The sequence below is a fragment of the Arthrobacter sp. MDB1-55 genome (genome assembly GCF_059092925.1).
The window spans coordinates 1,245,476-1,262,750 of record NZ_JBNHID010000001.1; the positions used below are offsets into that span (position 1 = coordinate 1,245,476).

The 17,275-nt window shown below is 63.8% G+C and carries 12 protein-coding genes and 1 tRNA gene; 2 read left to right on the forward strand and 11 right to left on the reverse strand.

All coding sequences use genetic code 11. The features are described from left to right. Positions 1 to 38 precede the first annotated feature (38 nt). Entirely contained in the window at positions 39 to 2,837 is a 2,799-nt protein-coding gene (gene polA / locus AC5RU3_RS05935) for a DNA polymerase I (protein WP_493965034.1), read from the reverse strand. Between polA and AC5RU3_RS05940 the strand changes: the two genes are divergently transcribed. After that, entirely contained in the window at positions 2,836 to 3,318 is a 483-nt protein-coding gene (locus AC5RU3_RS05940) for a hotdog fold thioesterase (RefSeq protein ID WP_309071877.1), read from the forward strand. The genes polA and AC5RU3_RS05940 overlap by 2 nt on opposite strands. Before the next feature lie 25 nt (positions 3,319 to 3,343). Here AC5RU3_RS05940 and AC5RU3_RS05945 read toward each other — a convergent pair whose 3' ends face one another. Together AC5RU3_RS05945 and AC5RU3_RS05950 are read right to left on the reverse strand one after the other, a co-directional pair. Beyond that, positions 3,344 to 3,979: a LysE family translocator gene (locus AC5RU3_RS05945; RefSeq protein WP_493965035.1), complete on the reverse strand. Its 636-nt coding sequence runs from the start codon at positions 3,977 to 3,979 to the stop codon at positions 3,344 to 3,346. A gap of 87 nt (positions 3,980 to 4,066) precedes the next feature. Next, positions 4,067 to 4,151 (reverse strand) — tRNA-Leu (locus AC5RU3_RS05950). Positions 4,152 to 4,313: 162 nt separating this feature from the next. Between AC5RU3_RS05950 and AC5RU3_RS05955 the strand changes: the two genes are divergently transcribed. Next, positions 4,314 to 4,916: an ANTAR domain-containing response regulator gene (locus tag AC5RU3_RS05955; RefSeq protein ID WP_309071875.1), complete on the forward strand. Its 603-nt coding sequence runs from the start codon at positions 4,314 to 4,316 to the stop codon at positions 4,914 to 4,916. A gap of 97 nt (positions 4,917 to 5,013) precedes the next feature. Here AC5RU3_RS05955 and pyk read toward each other — a convergent pair whose 3' ends face one another. From pyk to AC5RU3_RS05995, 8 genes are all read right to left on the reverse strand, one after another. After that, the gene (gene pyk, locus AC5RU3_RS05960; protein ID WP_309124067.1) at positions 5,014 to 6,507 is read right to left on the reverse strand and encodes a pyruvate kinase; all 1,494 of its coding nucleotides are present in this window, start codon (positions 6,505 to 6,507) and stop codon (positions 5,014 to 5,016) included. A 60-nt stretch (positions 6,508 to 6,567) separates the two neighbouring features. After that, positions 6,568 to 8,025: a glutamate synthase subunit beta gene (locus tag AC5RU3_RS05965; RefSeq protein ID WP_309071871.1), complete on the reverse strand. Its 1,458-nt coding sequence runs from the start codon at positions 8,023 to 8,025 to the stop codon at positions 6,568 to 6,570. Beyond that, a complete protein-coding gene (gene gltB / locus AC5RU3_RS05970; RefSeq protein ID WP_309071870.1) occupies positions 8,018 to 12,613 on the reverse strand; it encodes a glutamate synthase large subunit in 4,596 nt (1,531 codons plus the stop codon). Before gltB ends, AC5RU3_RS05965 begins: the two co-directional genes overlap by 8 nt. Positions 12,614 to 12,881: 268 nt before the next feature. Then, entirely contained in the window at positions 12,882 to 13,937 is a 1,056-nt protein-coding gene (gene lgt / locus AC5RU3_RS05975; RefSeq protein WP_493965036.1) for a prolipoprotein diacylglyceryl transferase, read from the reverse strand. 2 nt (positions 13,938 to 13,939) lie between these two features. Further along, entirely contained in the window at positions 13,940 to 14,734 is a 795-nt protein-coding gene (gene trpA / locus AC5RU3_RS05980; protein WP_458117161.1) for a tryptophan synthase subunit alpha, read from the reverse strand. 2 nt (positions 14,735 to 14,736) lie between these two features. Further along, positions 14,737 to 16,056, reverse strand: coding sequence for a tryptophan synthase subunit beta (gene trpB, locus AC5RU3_RS05985; RefSeq protein ID WP_309071868.1), 1,320 nt, complete (start codon positions 16,054 to 16,056; stop codon positions 14,737 to 14,739). A gap of 53 nt (positions 16,057 to 16,109) precedes the next feature. Next, on the reverse strand, positions 16,110 to 16,910 hold the full coding sequence (gene trpC, locus AC5RU3_RS05990; protein ID WP_309071867.1) for an indole-3-glycerol phosphate synthase TrpC: 801 nt from the start codon (positions 16,908 to 16,910) through the stop codon (positions 16,110 to 16,112). Then, the gene (locus AC5RU3_RS05995; protein ID WP_458117066.1) at positions 16,911 to 17,219 is read right to left on the reverse strand and encodes an HGxxPAAW family protein; all 309 of its coding nucleotides are present in this window, start codon (positions 17,217 to 17,219) and stop codon (positions 16,911 to 16,913) included. Between the last annotated feature and the right edge of the window lie 56 nt (positions 17,220 to 17,275).

Sequence of the window (17,275 nt, forward strand, 5' to 3'; positions counted from 1 at the left end):
CCTCCGACAGCCGACGGGCTATGCCGCGGCACCTGTTCCTAGTGCGCCGCTTCGTGCCAGCTGGTGCCGGTACCGACCGAGACGTCGAGCGGCACCGTCAGTTCGGCCGCACCCGCCATCTCCGCGCGCACCAGCTGCTCCACTTCGTCACGTTCCCCCGGCGCGATTTCGAGTACCAGTTCGTCGTGGACCTGCAAAAGCATCCTCGACGTGAGCCCGCGGCGTCGCAGCTCGTCATCGACACCGAGCATTGCCTTTTTGATGATGTCTGCCGCCGAACCCTGAATCGGTGCGTTGAGCGCCGCCCGCTCAGCCATCTCCCGCAGCTGGCGGTTGTCACTCGACAGGTCCGGCAGGTACCGCCGCCTTCCCTCGATGGTTGAGGTGAAACCGTCCTTGCGTGCCTGCTCCACGATTCCGCGGAGGTAGTCACGGACGGCGCCGAACCGGTCGAAGTAGTCACCCATCAGGGTCCGGGCCTCATCCACCGAGATGGCAAGCTGCTTCGACAGCCCGAACGAGCTCAGCCCGTACACCAACCCGTAGGACATGGCCTTGACCTTTGAGCGCATCGCACTGGTCACTTCCTCCGGGGCCACGTGGAAGATGGAGGAGCCCACGAAGCGGTGCAGATCCTCGCCCTCGTTGAACGCCTGGATCAAACCCTCATCGCCCGAGAGGTGCGCCATGATGCGCATTTCGATCTGCGAATAGTCCGCCGTCATCAGGCAGTCATAGCCGGGACCTACTACGAACGCTTCCCGGATCCGGCGGCCCTCATCCGAGCGGATCGGAATGTTCTGCAGGTTCGGGTTCATGGAGGACAGCCGGCCAGTCGCTGCAATGGTCTGTACGTAGGTCGTGTGAATTCGACCGTCTTCTGCGACCGACTTCCGGAGGCCCTCCACCGTCTGCCGAAGCTTGGAGGCATCCCGGTGTGCCAGCAGCTGCTCAAGGAACGGGTGTCCCGTCTTGACGATCAGGTCCGTGAGCGCATCTGCGTCGGTGGAGTACCCGGTCTTGATCTTCTTGGTTTTCGGCAGGGCCAGCTCGTCGAAAAGAACGGTCTGAAGCTGCTTGGGCGAGCCCAGGTTGATCTCCTTGCCGATGATCCTGAACGCTTCGGCGCTGGTGTTCGCCATGGTCGCGGAGAAGTCGTCGTACAGGCGGTCGAGACCGTCGACAGCCACGCTGATTCCCGTCAGCTCCATCCGCGCCAGCACCTCGGACAGCGGCAGTTCCAGACCCGCGAGCAGCTGATTGGCGCCGCGCTCTACGAGCTGGCCCGTGAAGTGCTGGCTGAGTTCCAATGCTGCGAAGGCCGCCGCTACCGCTGGGGTTGCGACATCCTCCTCCTCGAGTGCCAGCGCCTGCTGGCCGCCCGTCGCAGCGTTCGACGTCGGCAGGGTGAGCTTCAGGTGCACCTGGCTGAGGTCAGCAAGCTCATAGCTGCGCCGGTCGGGCTGAATGAGGTAGCCCGAGATGGCGGTGTCGTCCACCTCGCCCGCAAGGGTGAAACCGCGGGCATGGAGCAGCTTGTAGGCCGCTTTGAAGTCGTGCACCACCTTGGGCGCGTCCAAGTCCTGGAGCCACTCCCCGACGACGCTCTCGGCGTCCTGATCCAACTCTTCGAACGGGATATAGGCAGCGACCGCGGCGGTCACCAGCGCAACGCCGACGGCTTCCTCTCCTCCGCTCGTGGAACGTGTGACCACGTGGACAGCCGCGGGAGCCTGATTGGTTCCATTGATCCAGGCGGTCAGGGAGTTCGCTTCGGTGAGGATTTCATGCTGCGGCGGGGACATTTCATCCCTGGCTGTATCCGCTTCCTCCTCGCCGAACAGATCAAACAGGCGCTTCCGAAGCACATTGAACTGCAGGGCGTCGAAAAGGTCCTCAACGGCGTCCCGGTCCGGACGTTGCGCTGCCATCGCCTGCAGATCCACCGGCAGATCGAGGTCCGTGAGCAGGCGGTTGAGGCGCCGGTTCCGCTTGACGTTCTCGATGTTCTCCCGGAGTGCGATTCCCACCTTGCCGCCGATCGCGTCCAGGTTCTCGAGGATGCCTTCGAGGCCGCCATACTTCAGGATCCACTTGGCCGCGGTCTTCGGCCCGACGCCCGGCACACCCGGAAGATTGTCCGCGGTCTCGCCCACCAGCGCCGCCAGGTCCGAGTAGAGGTGCGGCGGAACGAAGTACTTCTCCTCAACGGCCTTGGCGTCCATCTGCGGGATATTCGTGACTCCCTGTTTGGGATACAGGACCGTCACGCGATCATTGACGAGCTGGAAGACATCCCGGTCTCCGCTGACTACCTGTACGTCCCAACCCCTGGCAGCGGCGTCGACGGCAAGGGTAGCGAGGACATCGTCGGCCTCGTAGCCCTCCATCGACAAAGTAGGAATGCGCATGGCCTCCAGCACCTTGATGATCAGGTCGATCTGGCCGTGGAATTCCTCCGGGGTGCGGGACCGTCCGCCCTTGTACTCGGTGTATTCGGTGTCTCTGAAGGTCGGTGTGTCGAGGTCGAAGGCGACTGCGACGTGCGTTGGCTCCTGGTCGCGCAGCAGGTTGATGAGCATGGCGGTGAACCCATACACCGCATTGGTGTGCTGGCCCGTGTCAGTAGAAAAATTTTCGGCCGGCAACGCGTAGAACGCGCGGAACGCCATCGAGTGACCATCGACGACCAACAACCGCGACCGCTTCCCCGTGGGTGCCGGTGCAGGCACCGCATGCGCGGCGGCATCGGTCTGGACACTGGTTTGCACGTCGATCTGCACGTCGGAATCTACGGTTTGGTTTGTTTGGCTCACAGGTGCCAGCCTAGTTCCCATGGATGACAAATTCACTCCGGGCCCAGGTTCCGACGGCGACCACCCCTACCTTGCCGAACTGACCGCTGCGGGTGTTCCCGAGCACATGCACGATTGGCTTCGCGGCCACGGCATCGGGCGGCTCGCTGCCAAGATGGGGATCGTTTTTCAGGAGATGGGCGCGGAGCGCATGGTGGCCACCATGCCGGTCGAGGGGAACCAGCAGGTTGCCGGGATCCTGCACGGAGGGGCCCATCTGGTCCTTGCTGAAACATTGGGATCATTCGCGGCGGGCATCCATGCAGGCCCGGGCCGCCAGGCTGTCGGTATTGAAATCGGGGCCACCCATCACCGGTCCGCCTCGAGCGGCCTGGTCACAGGAACTGCCGTTGCCATCCACCTCGGCCGTACGCTGGCCACACACGAGGTGATCATGACCGACGAAGACGGCAGACGGCTCTCCTCAGCCCGCATCACCAACCTCATCCGGGACGTACGCTGACCCGGTTCTGAGGCCAGGAACCGGATCAGGCCTGGGCGGCCGACGCCGCTGTCCCGACGCCGAGCACGCCGAGTATCCCGCCGGATGAAATCTCCAGATTGCGGGTCACCCGCGGACGGTTCAGCCACTCGTTCGCCTTGGCGGCCAGCAGGCATAAGCCCACAAGGTACATCAGCACAATGAAGCCGAGAGTTGCCCCCAGCAGCATCGTGACAGCAAAAACGGAACCGTCCTTGGGAAGGAACTGCGGGACCACGGCAAGGAAAAACAGGCCCACCTTCGGGTTGAGCATGGTGGATGTGAGTCCGGCTGCACACGAACTCAACGCACGCGCTTCCACCATGACGACGCCGTCGGGCACGGGGGCCGATGATTTCTTCCTATCCCCCCGAATAGCTTTGATCCCCAAATAGACCAGATAGATACCACCAAGGACCTTGAGCCCGCGGTAAGCGACGGCCGACTGTTCGATGAGGGCGGCGAGGCCGACAGCAACGAGCACAGCCCAGACCAGGTACCCGGCAGCGGAGCCGAACGAAGCCGCAATACCGGATGGAAGCTTCCGCAGGCTGAACCGGAGGATCAGGAAGCTGTCGGGACCGGGAGTTACGGCGAGAACCACGCACATGCCGCAGAAGGCCAGGTAGGAAGACATTGCCATGTCCCTATTAGAAGCCAGTCCGGAAGGATTCTCAGAAACAAGTCAGTCAATATGACTGGACGACTGACCGTAAAAGTCAGTGCATGCTGGTGCCCGAAGTGGGACTCGAACCCACACACCTTTCGATACTGCATTTTGAGTGCAGCGCGTCTGCCAATTCCGCCATTCGGGCTGATCAGTGCACCGACGTGAGTTCCGTGACTCGGGGACCCCCGGGTGCGCGAATCTACTCTACATGCCGATAGGCTGTTCCAGTGAACCCGTGCAGCGCGCCTTCAGGGCTGCTCCTGCGCCGGGGCACGCAGAACCAATAAACGCATACCAAGGAGCCTCAGTGTCCCAGAACCGCGACTCAGCGAACACGAGCCCGGCACGGCGCGTCATCGTCGCTGAGGATGAAACCCTCATTCGTCTCGACATTGTGGAGATCCTGCGTGGCGAGGGTTACGACGTGGTCGCCGAAGCCGACAACGGTGAGAAAGCAGTTGAGCTGGCGCATGAGCACAAGCCCGATCTTGTCCTCATGGATGTAAAAATGCCGGTCATGGACGGAATCACCGCTGCGGAGCAGATTGTGAAGGCGCGCATCGCCCCTGTCGTCCTGCTGACCGCCTTCAGCCAGAAGGAACTCGTGGAGCGTGCGCGCGACGCCGGAGCCATGGCCTACGTGGTGAAGCCCTTCACTCCAGCCGATCTGGTGCCGGCGATCGAGATCGCTCTCTCCCGCCATGAAGAGATCAAGGCGCTTGAGAATGAGGTTTCCGACCTCCAGGAGCAGTTCGCTACCCGGAAGCTCGTAGAGCGCGCGAAGAGCCTGCTCACCACGAAGATGGGGCTGACGGAGCCCGAAGCCTTCCGCTGGATCCAGAAAACGTCCATGGACCGCCGCCTCAGCATGCGCGAAGTTGCCGAGACGATCATCAATCAGGTCAATTAGCGGGCGCTTCCACACGGAGAACCACACACCAAACAGCTCGCACATACAGAAGGACCCCGCCGAGGCGGGGTCCTTCTGTATGTGCGTCGCGTGCGGGCTACTTGTGTTTGTTCTTGACCGGCCAGGGACCGACCTTCTCCTTGCTCGGTGTGTAGCCTTCGGGCAACTGGCCCGCGTCGGCGATATCCCCGACCTTGTGCACCTTGATGGAGTTCGTCGAACCGGACTGCCCTGGAGGGGAACCGGCCGCGATGACCACGAGGTCGTTGAGGTCAACAAGCTTCTGCTCGAACAGTACGCGGTCAACCTGCGCAGTCATCTGGTCCGTGTGTTCGGCGTACTCGACGAGCATCGGCTGAACACCCCAGATCAGCGACATGGTGTTGAGGGTCGACTGCACCGGAGTGAAGGCGAAGACCGGCTTCGTCGGACGAAGGCGGGAGAGGCGGCGTGCGGAGTCGCCCGACTGGGTGAAGGTACAGATGTACTTCGCATCCAGCTGGTCGGCGATCTCCACGGCTGCACGGGTGATGGCGCCGCCGCGCGTCTTGGGCTTGCTGCCCAGAGGCGGAACCCGATCGAGGCCGTGCTTCTCGGTAGACTCGATGATGTCTGCCATGGTGCGGACCGTATCGATGGGGTACTTGCCCACGCTGGTCTCGCCGGACAGCATGACCGCATCAGCGCCGTCGAGCACTGCGTTGGCACAGTCAGAAGCCTCCGCGCGCGTGGGGCGGGGGTTATCGATCATGGACTCGAGGACCTGGGTGGCCACGATGACCGGCTTGGCCCAGCGGCGGGCGAGCTCGATGGCACGCTTTTGCACGATGGGGACGTCCTGGAGGGGCAGCTCAACGCCGAGGTCGCCTCGAGCAACCATGATTGCGTCGAACGCATCGATGATTTCCTCGATGGCGTCCACAGCCTGCGGCTTCTCGATCTTGGCGATCACCGGGACGCGCCGGCCCTCTTCGTCCATGATCTCGTGTACGCGCTCGACGTCGGCCGCATTGCGCACGAAGGACAGGGCAACCATGTCGACGCCACGCTGGATTGCCCAGCGGAGGTCTTCCTCGTCCTTGTCGCTCAACGCAGGCACGTTCACTGCGACGCCGGGCAGGTTGATGCCCTTGTTGTTCGAAACCGCTCCGCCGACGGTGACCTCAGCGGTGACCTTGACGTCGTCGACGGCGGTAGCGCGCATCGCGACCTTGCCGTCGTCGATCAGGAGGATGTCGCCGACGTTGACGTCGTGAGGCAGCCCTTTATGGGTGGTGGAGCAGATCTCCGCGGTGCCTTCGACGTCCTCCGTGGTGATCGTGAACGTGTCACCGGGAAGCAGCATATGGGGTCCGTCGACGAAGCGCCCGAGACGGATTTTGGGGCCCTGAAGGTCGGCGAAGATGCCCACCGGCCGGCCCAGCTCTTCTGCTGCCTTACGGACAAATTCGTACGTCTGGTTGTGTACGGAATGGTCGCCGTGGCTCATGTTCATACGAGCTACGTCCACCCCGGCTTCAAGAACTGCGAGGGTGTTTTCATAGCTCGCGATTGCCGGGCCGAAAGTGGCCACTATCTTTGCGCGTCTCATAAAACCTTGCCTGTCATGTCGTGTTCGTGGATTGCTCTTTGGCTCCTGCGCACCTGGGAATTACAGGACGTTGAGGGCCCGGTCTGTCGGTGCCACGGGTGCGGGCAACTTGGTCTGACCCATCAGCCACTGGTCAACCGCAGCGGCACACGCACGGCCCTCCGCGATTGCCCACACAATGAGGGATTGCCCGCGTCCTGCGTCGCCGGCTACGAAGATTCCGGGAGTGCTGGTCATGTAATACCCGTCACGCTCAACGTTACCCCGTCCGTCGAAGCCAGCGTCGAGCTGTTCGGCGATTCCCGCAGGTTCCGGGCCGGTGAATCCGAGGGCGAGGAAGACCAGGTCCGCCGGGATATCCCGCTCGGTTCCAGCCTTCGGCACCCGTCTGCCGTTGACGAACTCCGTCTCGGCGACGCGAACCGCAGTCAGTTTTCCGTTGTCACCAACAAACTCGACCGTTGACGCGAGGTAGGTGCGCTCACCGCCCTCTTCATGGGCGCTGGCTACCTCGAACAGCGTTGGGAAGGTAGGCCATGGCTGGTTAGGCATGCGCTCGAGCGGCGGTTGCTGCCCGATGGCGAGCGTGGTGACGGAGGCAGCCTTGTGGCGATGCGCGGTGCCGATGCAGTCCGCACCTGTGTCGCCGCCGCCCAGAATGACCACGTGCTTGCCTTCGGCGTGGATCTGGTCCTCGATTTCCTCGCCCGCCACAACCCGGTTTGCCTGCACCAGGTACTCCATTGCGAAGTGAACGCCGTCGAGCTCGCGTCCGGGAATAGGCAGGTCGCGTGGAACGGTGGCGCCGGTGGCGACCACGACGGCGTCGTAACGGCGCCGCAGCTGGTCCCAGCTGATGTCGCGGCCTACTTCGACGCCGGCCCGGAAACGTGTTCCCTCCGCCTTCATCTGGTCGAGGCGACGGTCAAGCTGGATCTTCTCCATCTTGAAGTCGGGGATTCCGTAGCGCAGGAGCCCGCCGATGCGGTCGTCGCGCTCATATACGGCCACAGTATGGCCCGCGCGGGTCAGCTGTTGGGCAGCAGCCAGACCGGCAGGTCCGGAGCCGACGACGGCGATGGTCTTGCCCGTCAGGCGCTCCGGCGGGTGCGGGTGCACCCAATCGTTGTCGAACGCTTCGTCGATGATCGAAACCTCAACCTGCTTGATCGTGACCGGAGGCTGATTGATTCCGAGAACACAGGACGCCTCGCACGGAGCAGGACACAGCCGGCCGGTGAACTCGGGGAAGTTGTTGGTGGCGTGCAGACGGTCAATCGCCTCGCGACCCTTGTCCCGCCACGTGAGGTCATTCCATTCCGGAATGAGGTTCCCGAGCGGGCACCCCTGGTGACAGAACGGGATGCCGCAATCCATGCAGCGCCCGGCCTGGCTCTTCAGGACGCCCTTTTCCTGGGCCTCGTACACTTCCTTCCAGTCCATGATCCGGACCGGAACGGGCCTGCGCGGCTGCGTCTGCCGCTCGCGCACCTTCATGAATCCGCGTGGGTCAGCCACCGGTAACCTCCAAAATCCTGTTCCAGACCTCTTCACCGTCGGGATCGAGTCCCTCTTCGATGGCGGCGGCCCGGGCATCGAGAACGCGTGCGTAGTCACGCGGCAGCACCTTGGTCAGGCGCGGCACGGTCGTCTCGAACTCATCGAGTAGTTGGGCAGCGAGCGGCGACTCGGTTTCTTCCTGGTGCCGCAGAAGCAGCTGGCGGACGATCTCGATGTCTTCCGCGTCCAGCTCTTCGAGCTGCAGTTCGCCGCTGTTGAGCGCCTGTACGTTCACGCGGGTTTGGTCGAGGTCCAGCACGTAGGCCGTACCTCCGGACATGCCGGCGCCGAAGTTCCGCCCCGTCCGTCCGAGGATGAGCGTCTGGCCACCGGTCATGTACTCGCAGCCGTGGTCACCGATCCCCTCCACGACAGCCGTTGCGCCGGAGTTGCGCACGAGGAACCGCTCCCCCACCTGGCCCCGCAGGAAGATCTCACCGCTGGTTGCCCCGTAGCCGATCACGTTGCCGGCGATGACGTTGCGGTCGGCGGCGAAGACGTTGGCGCGGTCCGGCCGAACGATGATGCGCCCGCCCGACAGTCCCTTGCCGACGTAGTCGTTCGAGTCACCAAGCAACCGCAGGGTGATTCCTGCGGGGAGGAACGCGCCGAGCGACTGGCCGGCGTGACCGGTCAGTGTCACGTCGATGGTGTCCGTTGCCAGCGTGTCGGTGCCGAAGCGGCGTGTGACCTCGTAGCCGAGCATGGTGCCGACTGAGCGGTCGGTGTTCACGACGTCGAGGGTGATCCGGACCGGGGCCCGGTGATCAAGCGCGTCGCTGCTCATCTCGATCAGCTTGTTGTCGAAGTGCTGATCGAGCTCGTGGTTCTGCGGGAACATGTTCCGCAGTGGAGCGTCCTCGCCGAACTCGTTGCCGCGCAGGATCGGTTCGAGGTCGAGCCCGTCCGCCTTCCAGTGCGCAACGGCCCGCTGCACGTCAAGTACCTCGCTGTGGCCGATCGCCTCGTCCAGCGAGCGGAAACCAAGTTCGGCCAGCAGCTCGCGGACCTCTTCTGCGATGAACTCGAAGAAGTTGACCACGAACTCGGGCTTGCCGGTGAAGCGGCTGCGCAGCTCGGGGTTCTGCGTGGCAACGCCTACCGGACAGGTGTCGAGGTGGCACACACGCATCATGATGCAGCCCGAGACCACCAGCGGCGCTGTGGCGAAACCGAATTCTTCGCCGCCCAGCAGCGCGGCGATCAGTACGTCACGTCCGGTCTTGAGCTGCCCGTCCACCTGAACCACCACCCGGTCCCGGAGTCCGTTGAGCATCAGGGTCTGCTGCGTTTCGGCAACTCCAAGCTCCCATGGGACGCCCGCGTGCTTGAGCGAATTCAGCGGGCTGGCGCCGGTACCGCCGTCGTGACCTGAAATCAGTACGACGTCGGCCTTCGCCTTTGTGACACCGGCAGCCACCGTGCCGATCCCCACTTCCGACACGAGCTTCACGTGGACACGTGCCGATGTGTTGGCCCGCTTCAGGTCGTAGATGAGCTGAGCGAGGTCTTCGATCGAGTAGATGTCGTGGTGCGGCGGAGGCGAGATCAGCGCCACGCCGGGCGTCGAGTGCCGGGTACGAGCCACCCACGGGTAGACCTTCTGGCTCATGAGCTGGCCGCCCTCACCGGGCTTGGCTCCCTGCGCCATCTTGATCTGGATGTCCTCAGCATTGGTCAGGTACAGGCTGGTGACTCCGAACCGCCCTGACGCAACCTGCTTGATGGCGGAGCGGCGCTCCGGATCGAGCAGGCGCTCGACGTCCTCGCCGCCTTCGCCGGTGTTGGACTTCGCACCCAACCGGTTCATGGCAATAGCGAGGGTTTCGTGGGCCTCCTGGGAGATGGACCCATAGCTCATCGCACCTGTGGAGAAGCGCTTGACGATGCTCGAGACAGGCTCCACTTCCTCGAGCGGGACGGCAGGCCGGAGCCCTTCCTTGAAGCCGAGCAGGCCGCGCAGGGTCATCAGCTCGCGGGACTGATCGTCAACGCCCTTGGTGTAGGACTTGAAGATGTCGTAGCGACGCTCGCGGGTTGCGTGCTGCAGGCGGAAGACCGTTTCCGGGTTGAACAGGTGCGGCGGTCCTTCCCGGCGCCACTGATACTCACCACCGTTGTCCAGGCTGCGGTACGGGTCCTCAATGCCGTCCTGGGGGTACGCGTACTCGTGGCGAGCCGCTACCTCGGCAGCGACAACATTGAGGCCGACCCCGCCAAGCTGGGTTTGCGTGCCGTGGAAGTATTCGTCCACGAGTTCCTGGGACAGTCCCAGGGCCTCGAACGTCTGCGCACCGCAGTAGGAACTGACGGTGGAGATACCCATTTTCGACATGATCTTGAGGACGCCCTTGCCGAGGCCCTTGATCAGGTTGGCCACAGCCTGTTCCGCAGTGACACCGGTGATGTCGCCGTTACGCACCAGTTCCTCGCAGCTTTCCATCGCGAGGTAGGGGTTGATTGCGGACGCGCCATAACCGATGAGCACGGCCACATGGTGCACCTCCCGAACGTCGCCGGCCTCGACCACAAGGGAGGTCTTGGTGCGGTTCGCGCTCTTCAGCAGGTGATGATGAACGGCACTAGCCAGCAGCAGCGAAGGGATAGGAGCCCACTGCGCGTTCGAGTCGCGGTCGGAGAGCACCACGTACTGGATGCCGCGGTTGATGGCGCTTGAAACCTGCTCGCAGATCTCGGCCAGGCGGGCACGCAGGGACGCTTCGCCGCCGTCGACCCGGTAGAGACCGCGTACGCGAACGGTGAGGCGGTCGCCGTCGTCGGACTCCAGGTTGGCGATCTTGGCGAGCTCATCGTTGTTGATGACCGGGAAGTTCAGGGCGATCTGCTTGGAGCGGACCCGGCTGGAGGACAGCAGGTTGCCATCCGGGCCGATGGTGACACCCATCGACGTGACGAGTTCTTCGCGGATGGCGTCCAACGGCGGGTTGGTAACCTGCGCAAAGGACTGGACGAAGTAGTCGAACAGAAGGCGGGGCCGCTTGGAAAGCACCGCGATTGGGGTATCTGAACCCATGGCACCCAGCGGCTCCGCCCCGGCCTTCGCCATGGGACCAAGCAGGATACGCAGTTCCTCCTGGGTGTAGCCGAAGGTGCGTTGCCTGCGGTTGATCGAGGCCTTGGTGTGCACCACGTGCTCGCGATCGGGCAGGTCCTTCAGGTCAATCAGGTTTTCCTTGACCCACTCACCCCAGGGGTTAGCGGCGGCGATTTCGGCCTTGACCTCCTGGTCCTCGATGATGCGGCCGTCCTCGGTATCGACGAGGAACATCTTGCCGGGCGAAACGCGTCCCTTCCGGACGATCTTCGAAGGCTCGACGTCGACCACGCCGACCTCGGAGGCCAGGACCACGAGCCCGTCCTCCATGACCCAGTAGCGGGCAGGACGAAGACCGTTACGGTCCAGGACAGCTCCGACAAGGCGTCCATCGGTGAAAGAGACCGCCGCGGGCCCGTCCCAGGGCTCCATGAGCATGGAGTGGTACTGGTAGAACGCGCGCCGCGCCGGATCCATGGAGGTGTGGTTCTCCCAGGCCTCCGGGATCATCATCATGATTGCGTGGGTGATGGGACGCCCAGCGAGCATCAGGAGTTCCGCGACCTCGTCGAAGGAGGCTGAGTCGGACGCGCCCGGGGTGCAGATTGGGTACAGTTCCTCGGGCGAATCACCGAGGAGTGGATGTGCAAGGAGCGACTGGCGTGCGCGCATCCAGTTCCGGTTGCCCTTGACCGTATTGATCTCGCCGTTGTGCGCGATCGTGCGGAACGGCTGGGCCAGCGGCCACGACGGGAAGGTGTTCGTTGAGAAGCGCGAGTGGACGATGCCGAGCTTGGTCTTGAAGCGCGGGTCCGAAAGGTCCGGGTAGAACGGCTCGAGCTGCGCGGTGGTGAGCATTCCCTTGTAGACCATGGTGCGCGAGGACAGGGAAGGGAAGTACACACCGTACTTGTTCTGGGCACGCTTCCGCAGCCGGAACGCCTTGGCGTCAAGGTCCGCTGCCTTGCCTGCGACGGGTGCGATGAAGAGCTGTACAAAGTGTGGCATGCAGGCGCGGGCCATCGACCCGACCAGGTCAGCGACCACAGGAACCTCACGCCAGCCAAGGACCGTCAGGCCCTCAGCCTCTGCAAGGCTCTCGATGCCGGCACGGGCCGTTGCTTCTTCACTCGCGACAGCAGGGAGGAAGGCTGTGCCCACGGCGTAGGAACCGGGAGCCGGAAGTTCGAAATCGACAACGGCGCGGAAGAACTCGTCAGGAACCTGCGTCAGCAGACCAGCACCGTCACCGGTTCCCTCGTCAGCGCCCACGGCGCCGCGGTGTTCCAGGTTGCGCAGCGCTGTGAGGGCGGCGTCGACGATGTCGTGGCCGGGCTCACCCCGGAGCGTGGCAATGACAGCCAGGCCGCAGGCGTCCTTTTCGTTCTCCGGGTTGTACAGCCCGGAGGCTTCCGGGTAGGAAGCAAACCGCGTGAAGGGCGATTCCGCAGTGATGTCTTCCGGCACGAGACCGGTAGTGGGTGCAGTCATAGATAGAGTCCTTCCCCCATGATGGAGCGTCGGGAGGGGACGACTTCGGCCCCGAGGCGCGCTTGTCCCTTCAGGGAGGCGCTGCGTATTTCTAGTGCACATTGTAGAGGCGCACGCCACATGCCGACATGGATTGCCGGAATGGTCTGATGGCGGTGGGCCTGATCAATCCCGGTACGGCGCGAAAGCCGGTGAGCTAGCTGGTGTACCGAGCGGAGCCACGACGCTGTGACATCGTCCGTGGGTAGGGCGGTGGCCCCGCTGGACGCTACTTTCGGGAGTCTGATTCCCGGGGTTCCTCAGGGGCTTGGTCCGCGGAGGCGGCCGCACCTGAGGCGTCTTTTATTTCTGGAAGGTTACCACGATCCGGACTTTTTCCAGCCGAAGTGTCCGGACTGTGGACGTCCGTGCCTGATCCGCTACCCGCATCCGTCGCGGTGGCAGCGGCGTCGTCGGCTGAGTCTGGACCGCGCCCCGGCAGGTACACGGAGTGTTCCTTCACCCCCTGCTGCTTCACGGAAAGATAGATGAAGACCGCGAGGGACACCAGCAGCACAAGTACGCTCGTCCAGACATTCAGTCGCTGGGTGACGCCGAGAATGCTGATCATCTCCGCGTCGTCGATACGCAGTGCCTCGATCCAGATGCGACCCGCCGTGTAGTACGCGGCGTACAGCCAGAACATTCTGCCCCTGCGCAGTGAGAACCTGCGATCCAGGAGAAGGAGGAGTGCGACACCGGCCAGGCTCCAGAGCGACTCATACAGGAAGGTGGGATGGAAAAGGGTTCCGGGATCAGCGTCCGCCGGGAAATTGGGGTTGTTCGCATCGATCTCAAGACCCCAGGGCAGGTCCGTCGGGGCACCAAAGAGCTCCTGATTGAACCAGTTTCCCCAACGCCCGATGGCCTGTGCGAGGAGGACCCCCGGTGCGGCAGCGTCAGCGAAAGCCGACAGGCGAACTCCTGCGCGTCGGCATCCGATCCAGGCGCCGACAGCGCCGAGCGCAATTGCTCCCCAGATTCCCAGACCGCCCTCCCAGATACGGGGTATGCGGGAGAGATCTCCATCGGGCCCGAAGTAGGCGTCCGGCGACGAGAACACGTGGTAGAGACGTCCGCCGATGAGTCCGAACGGTACGGCCCAGATGGCTACATCCCAGACGACGTCAGAGTTACCGCCGTAGCGCCTCCAGCGGGCTGAGGTGAGCAGCAACGCGGCAACGATTCCAGCGAGTATGCACAGCGCGTAAACGTGGATGGTGGCCGGTCCAATGGAAAAGCTGGCCCATTCTGCGGGCGGACTGGGGATGCTGGCGGGGATCATGCTCAGCCTTTCGAGGTTCCGGAGCTGAGGTCTTTGGCCAGGGCGGCGACAGCGGGAACACCGCCGTCGCGAAGGGCCGCGACCAGCGCTGTACCAACGATCGCCCCGTCCGCGTAGGCGCCGATTTCCCGCACCTGGTCGGCGGTGGAGACGCCCAGCCCGACGCAGGCCCTCTCTGCCCCGGCTCGGTGAGCAGCGTCGACCACCTCACGCGCAGCGGAACTGACCGCCGTCCGTGCACCGGTGACGCCCATGATCGAGACCGCGTAGACGAATCCGCGGGTGGCGTCGACCGTTGACTGCATCCGCTCCGGCGAACTTGAAGGAGCCACCAGGAACACGCGGTCGAGGCCGAACTCATCGGACGCCGCGATCCATTCGCCAGCTTCGTCGGGGATGAGGTCAGGCGTAATCAGGCCGGCGCCGCCGGCTTCGGCGAGACGGCGCGCAAAATCACGGACGCCCATGCGCATGACGGGGTTCCAGTAGGTCATCACGAGGACCGCAGCGTCCGTGCGGTCGGTGATTCCCTTCACCACGTCGAAGATCTGACGAACGGCAAATCCGTTCTGGAGCGCCTCGACCGTGGCCTGCTGGATGACCGCGCCGTCCATGACCGGGTCGGAATACGGAATACCGATTTCGATCAGATCGACGCCGTTCTCTGCCAGTGCGACAGCGGCATCGATCGTGGTCTGAACGTCAGGGAAACCGGCGGGCAGGTACGCGATGAGGGCAGTTCGGCCGGCAGCGCGCGCACGCTCGATCGCGGCGGCAGACTTACTCACGGTTCCGATGCTCACAGCTGCTCCCCCTCTGCGCCGATTTCCGCCTCTGCACTGTCTTCAGGCAGCAGGTCAAACCATTCCGCCGCCGTCGCCACATCCTTGTCGCCACGCCCGGAGAGGTTCACCAGTACGATCTTCTCGCCTGGATCGCCCGGCTCGGCCGCAAGCCGCTGCCCCACCTTCAGTGCACCTGCGAGGGCATGTGCGGATTCGATGGCTGGAATGATGCCTTCGGTGCGGCAGAGCAGCCGGAACGCTTCCATGGCTTCGGCGTCGGTGATGGGCTCATAGCGCGCCCTCCCGATGTCCGCGAGAAACGCATGTTCCGGACCCACACCGGGGTAGTCCAGACCGGCCGAAATGGAATGGGACTCGATGGTCTGTCCGTCGTCGTTCTGCATCAGGTACGAGCGCGCACCGTGGAGTACTCCCGGCCGGCCGAGTGTGATGGTCGCGGCGTGGCGGCCCGACTCGACGCCGTCACCGCCGGCCTCGAACCCGTACAGCGCCACGTCGCGGTCGTCCAGGAAACCGTGGAAAATTCCGATGGCGTTCGATCCGCCTCCGATGCACGCGCAGACGGCGTCAGGCAGACGGCCTGTTGTGCTGAGCATCTGCTCCCGTGCCTCTTCGCCGATGACCTCGTGGAAGTACCGGACCATTGCCGGGAAGGGGTGCGCACCGGCTGCGGTGCCCAGCAGATAGTGGGTGGTGTCAACATTGGCGACCCAGTCACGCAGGGCGTCATTGATGGCGTCCTTGAGCGTCTGCGAGCCATTGGTGACGGGAATGACCTCCGCACCGAGCAGCTGCATCCGGGCCACGTTCAGTGCCTGGCGCCTGCAGTCCTCGGCTCCCATATAGACCACACACTCAAGACCGAGCAGTGCAGCGGCAGTGGCACTGGCAACACCGTGCTGACCGGCTCCGGTCTCGGCGATCACCCGGGTCTTGCCCATGCGCTTTGCGAGCAGGGCCTGGCCCAGCACGTTGTTGATCTTGTGTGAGCCCGTGTGGTTCAGGTCCTCGCGCTTGAGGAAGACACGCACTCCCCCCGCATGCTCGGCGAAACGGCGTGCTTCAGTCAGCAGGGACGGACGTCCCGAGTAGGACCGGTTGAGCTCAGCGACCTGAGCCAGGAATTCGGGATCCGACTTGGCCTTGTCGAAGGTCTCCTCCAACTCGTCCAGGGCGGCGATGAGCGACTCGGGCATCCAGCGCCCGCCGTAGGCTCCGAAGTACGGACCCTGTGCGTGGCGCAGGGATCCTCCTGCCAGGAAAGCTTCTGCCGCGCTCTCAGTGTCAGACTGCGGCTGTGGGGTGTCGGTCATGAACCTGCTGTCTTTCGTGATGGTTTTGCCCGGCCGTTGGAACGGCGAGAGCCTCAGGAATGCAGTGCGCTGCCGGCGCGGGCGAATTCGCGGACTGTCTCCTCCGGATTCGAGTGGCGCACCAGCGCTTCGCCCACCAGAACTGCCTGCGCTCCGTCAGCAACGAAGCGTTCGACGTCGGCGATGTCCCGAACGCCCGATTCCGCGACGACGACGGCATCGGAAGGGATGAGCCCTGCCAAGGCAGGGAAAACAGACCTGTCGATGTCCAGGGTTTTGAGGTTGCGCACGTTGACGCCGATGATCCGCGCGCCTACGGCGACAGCGCGCTCCACTTCCTCAGTCGTGTGCGTCTCGACGAGCGCGTGCATGCCGAGCCGCTCGGTGAGTTCCAGGAAAGACCTGAGTGTCGCGTCGTCGAGCGCGGCGACGATGAGAAGGATCAGGTCCGCGCCGTGCGCGCGGGCCTCCCAGATCTGGTACTCATCGACCGTGAAGTCTTTGCGGAGGATAGGAAGATCCACCGCTGCCCGAACGGCATCGAGATCTTCCAGAGAGCCTCCGAAGCGTCGCTCTTCCGTGAGGACGCTGATGACGCTCGCCCCGCCGCGCTCGTAGGCGGCGGCCAGTTCGGCAGGATCCGGGATGTCGGAGAGTGCGCCTTTGGATGGACTCTTCCGCTTCACCTCGGCGATGACGCGAACGCCGCCGCCCTTCGTGCTCAGAGCCCCGTAGGCGTCACGGGGCCCTTGAGCCTGCTCCGCGAGGACCTGAACTTCCTCGAGGGGAAGGAGTGTGCGGCGCGAGTCGAGATCGGCGCGCACTCCGACGATGATGTCGTCGAGAACGCTCACTTAGTGTCCGGAGTTCTTGAGCCGGTGGCCGCCGACGCCGAATCCGGCCTTCTTGAGGATGATCCCGAGCACGAGGCCGATCACCATGATCAGCGCACCGATCCAGAACAGCACGGTGCCGGCGTCCTTGTTGCCTTCGGTGCTGGCGAACACGAACGCAAAGGAAGACAGAGCCGCGCCGGCAAGCATGACGAATACACAGGTCCACGCTGCAGGGCTGTTGCCGTGACCGATGGTCTCGTCGCGGGCCGCGGAATGCTGGATCATAGGGGTGTCGTTAGTACCGGTCTCGGGCGCGGTCTTAGCCATGGCAGTTCTCCTTGTGCTGTGGTCTTCAGTCCATTCTGCCATTGATTCAGAAGGAC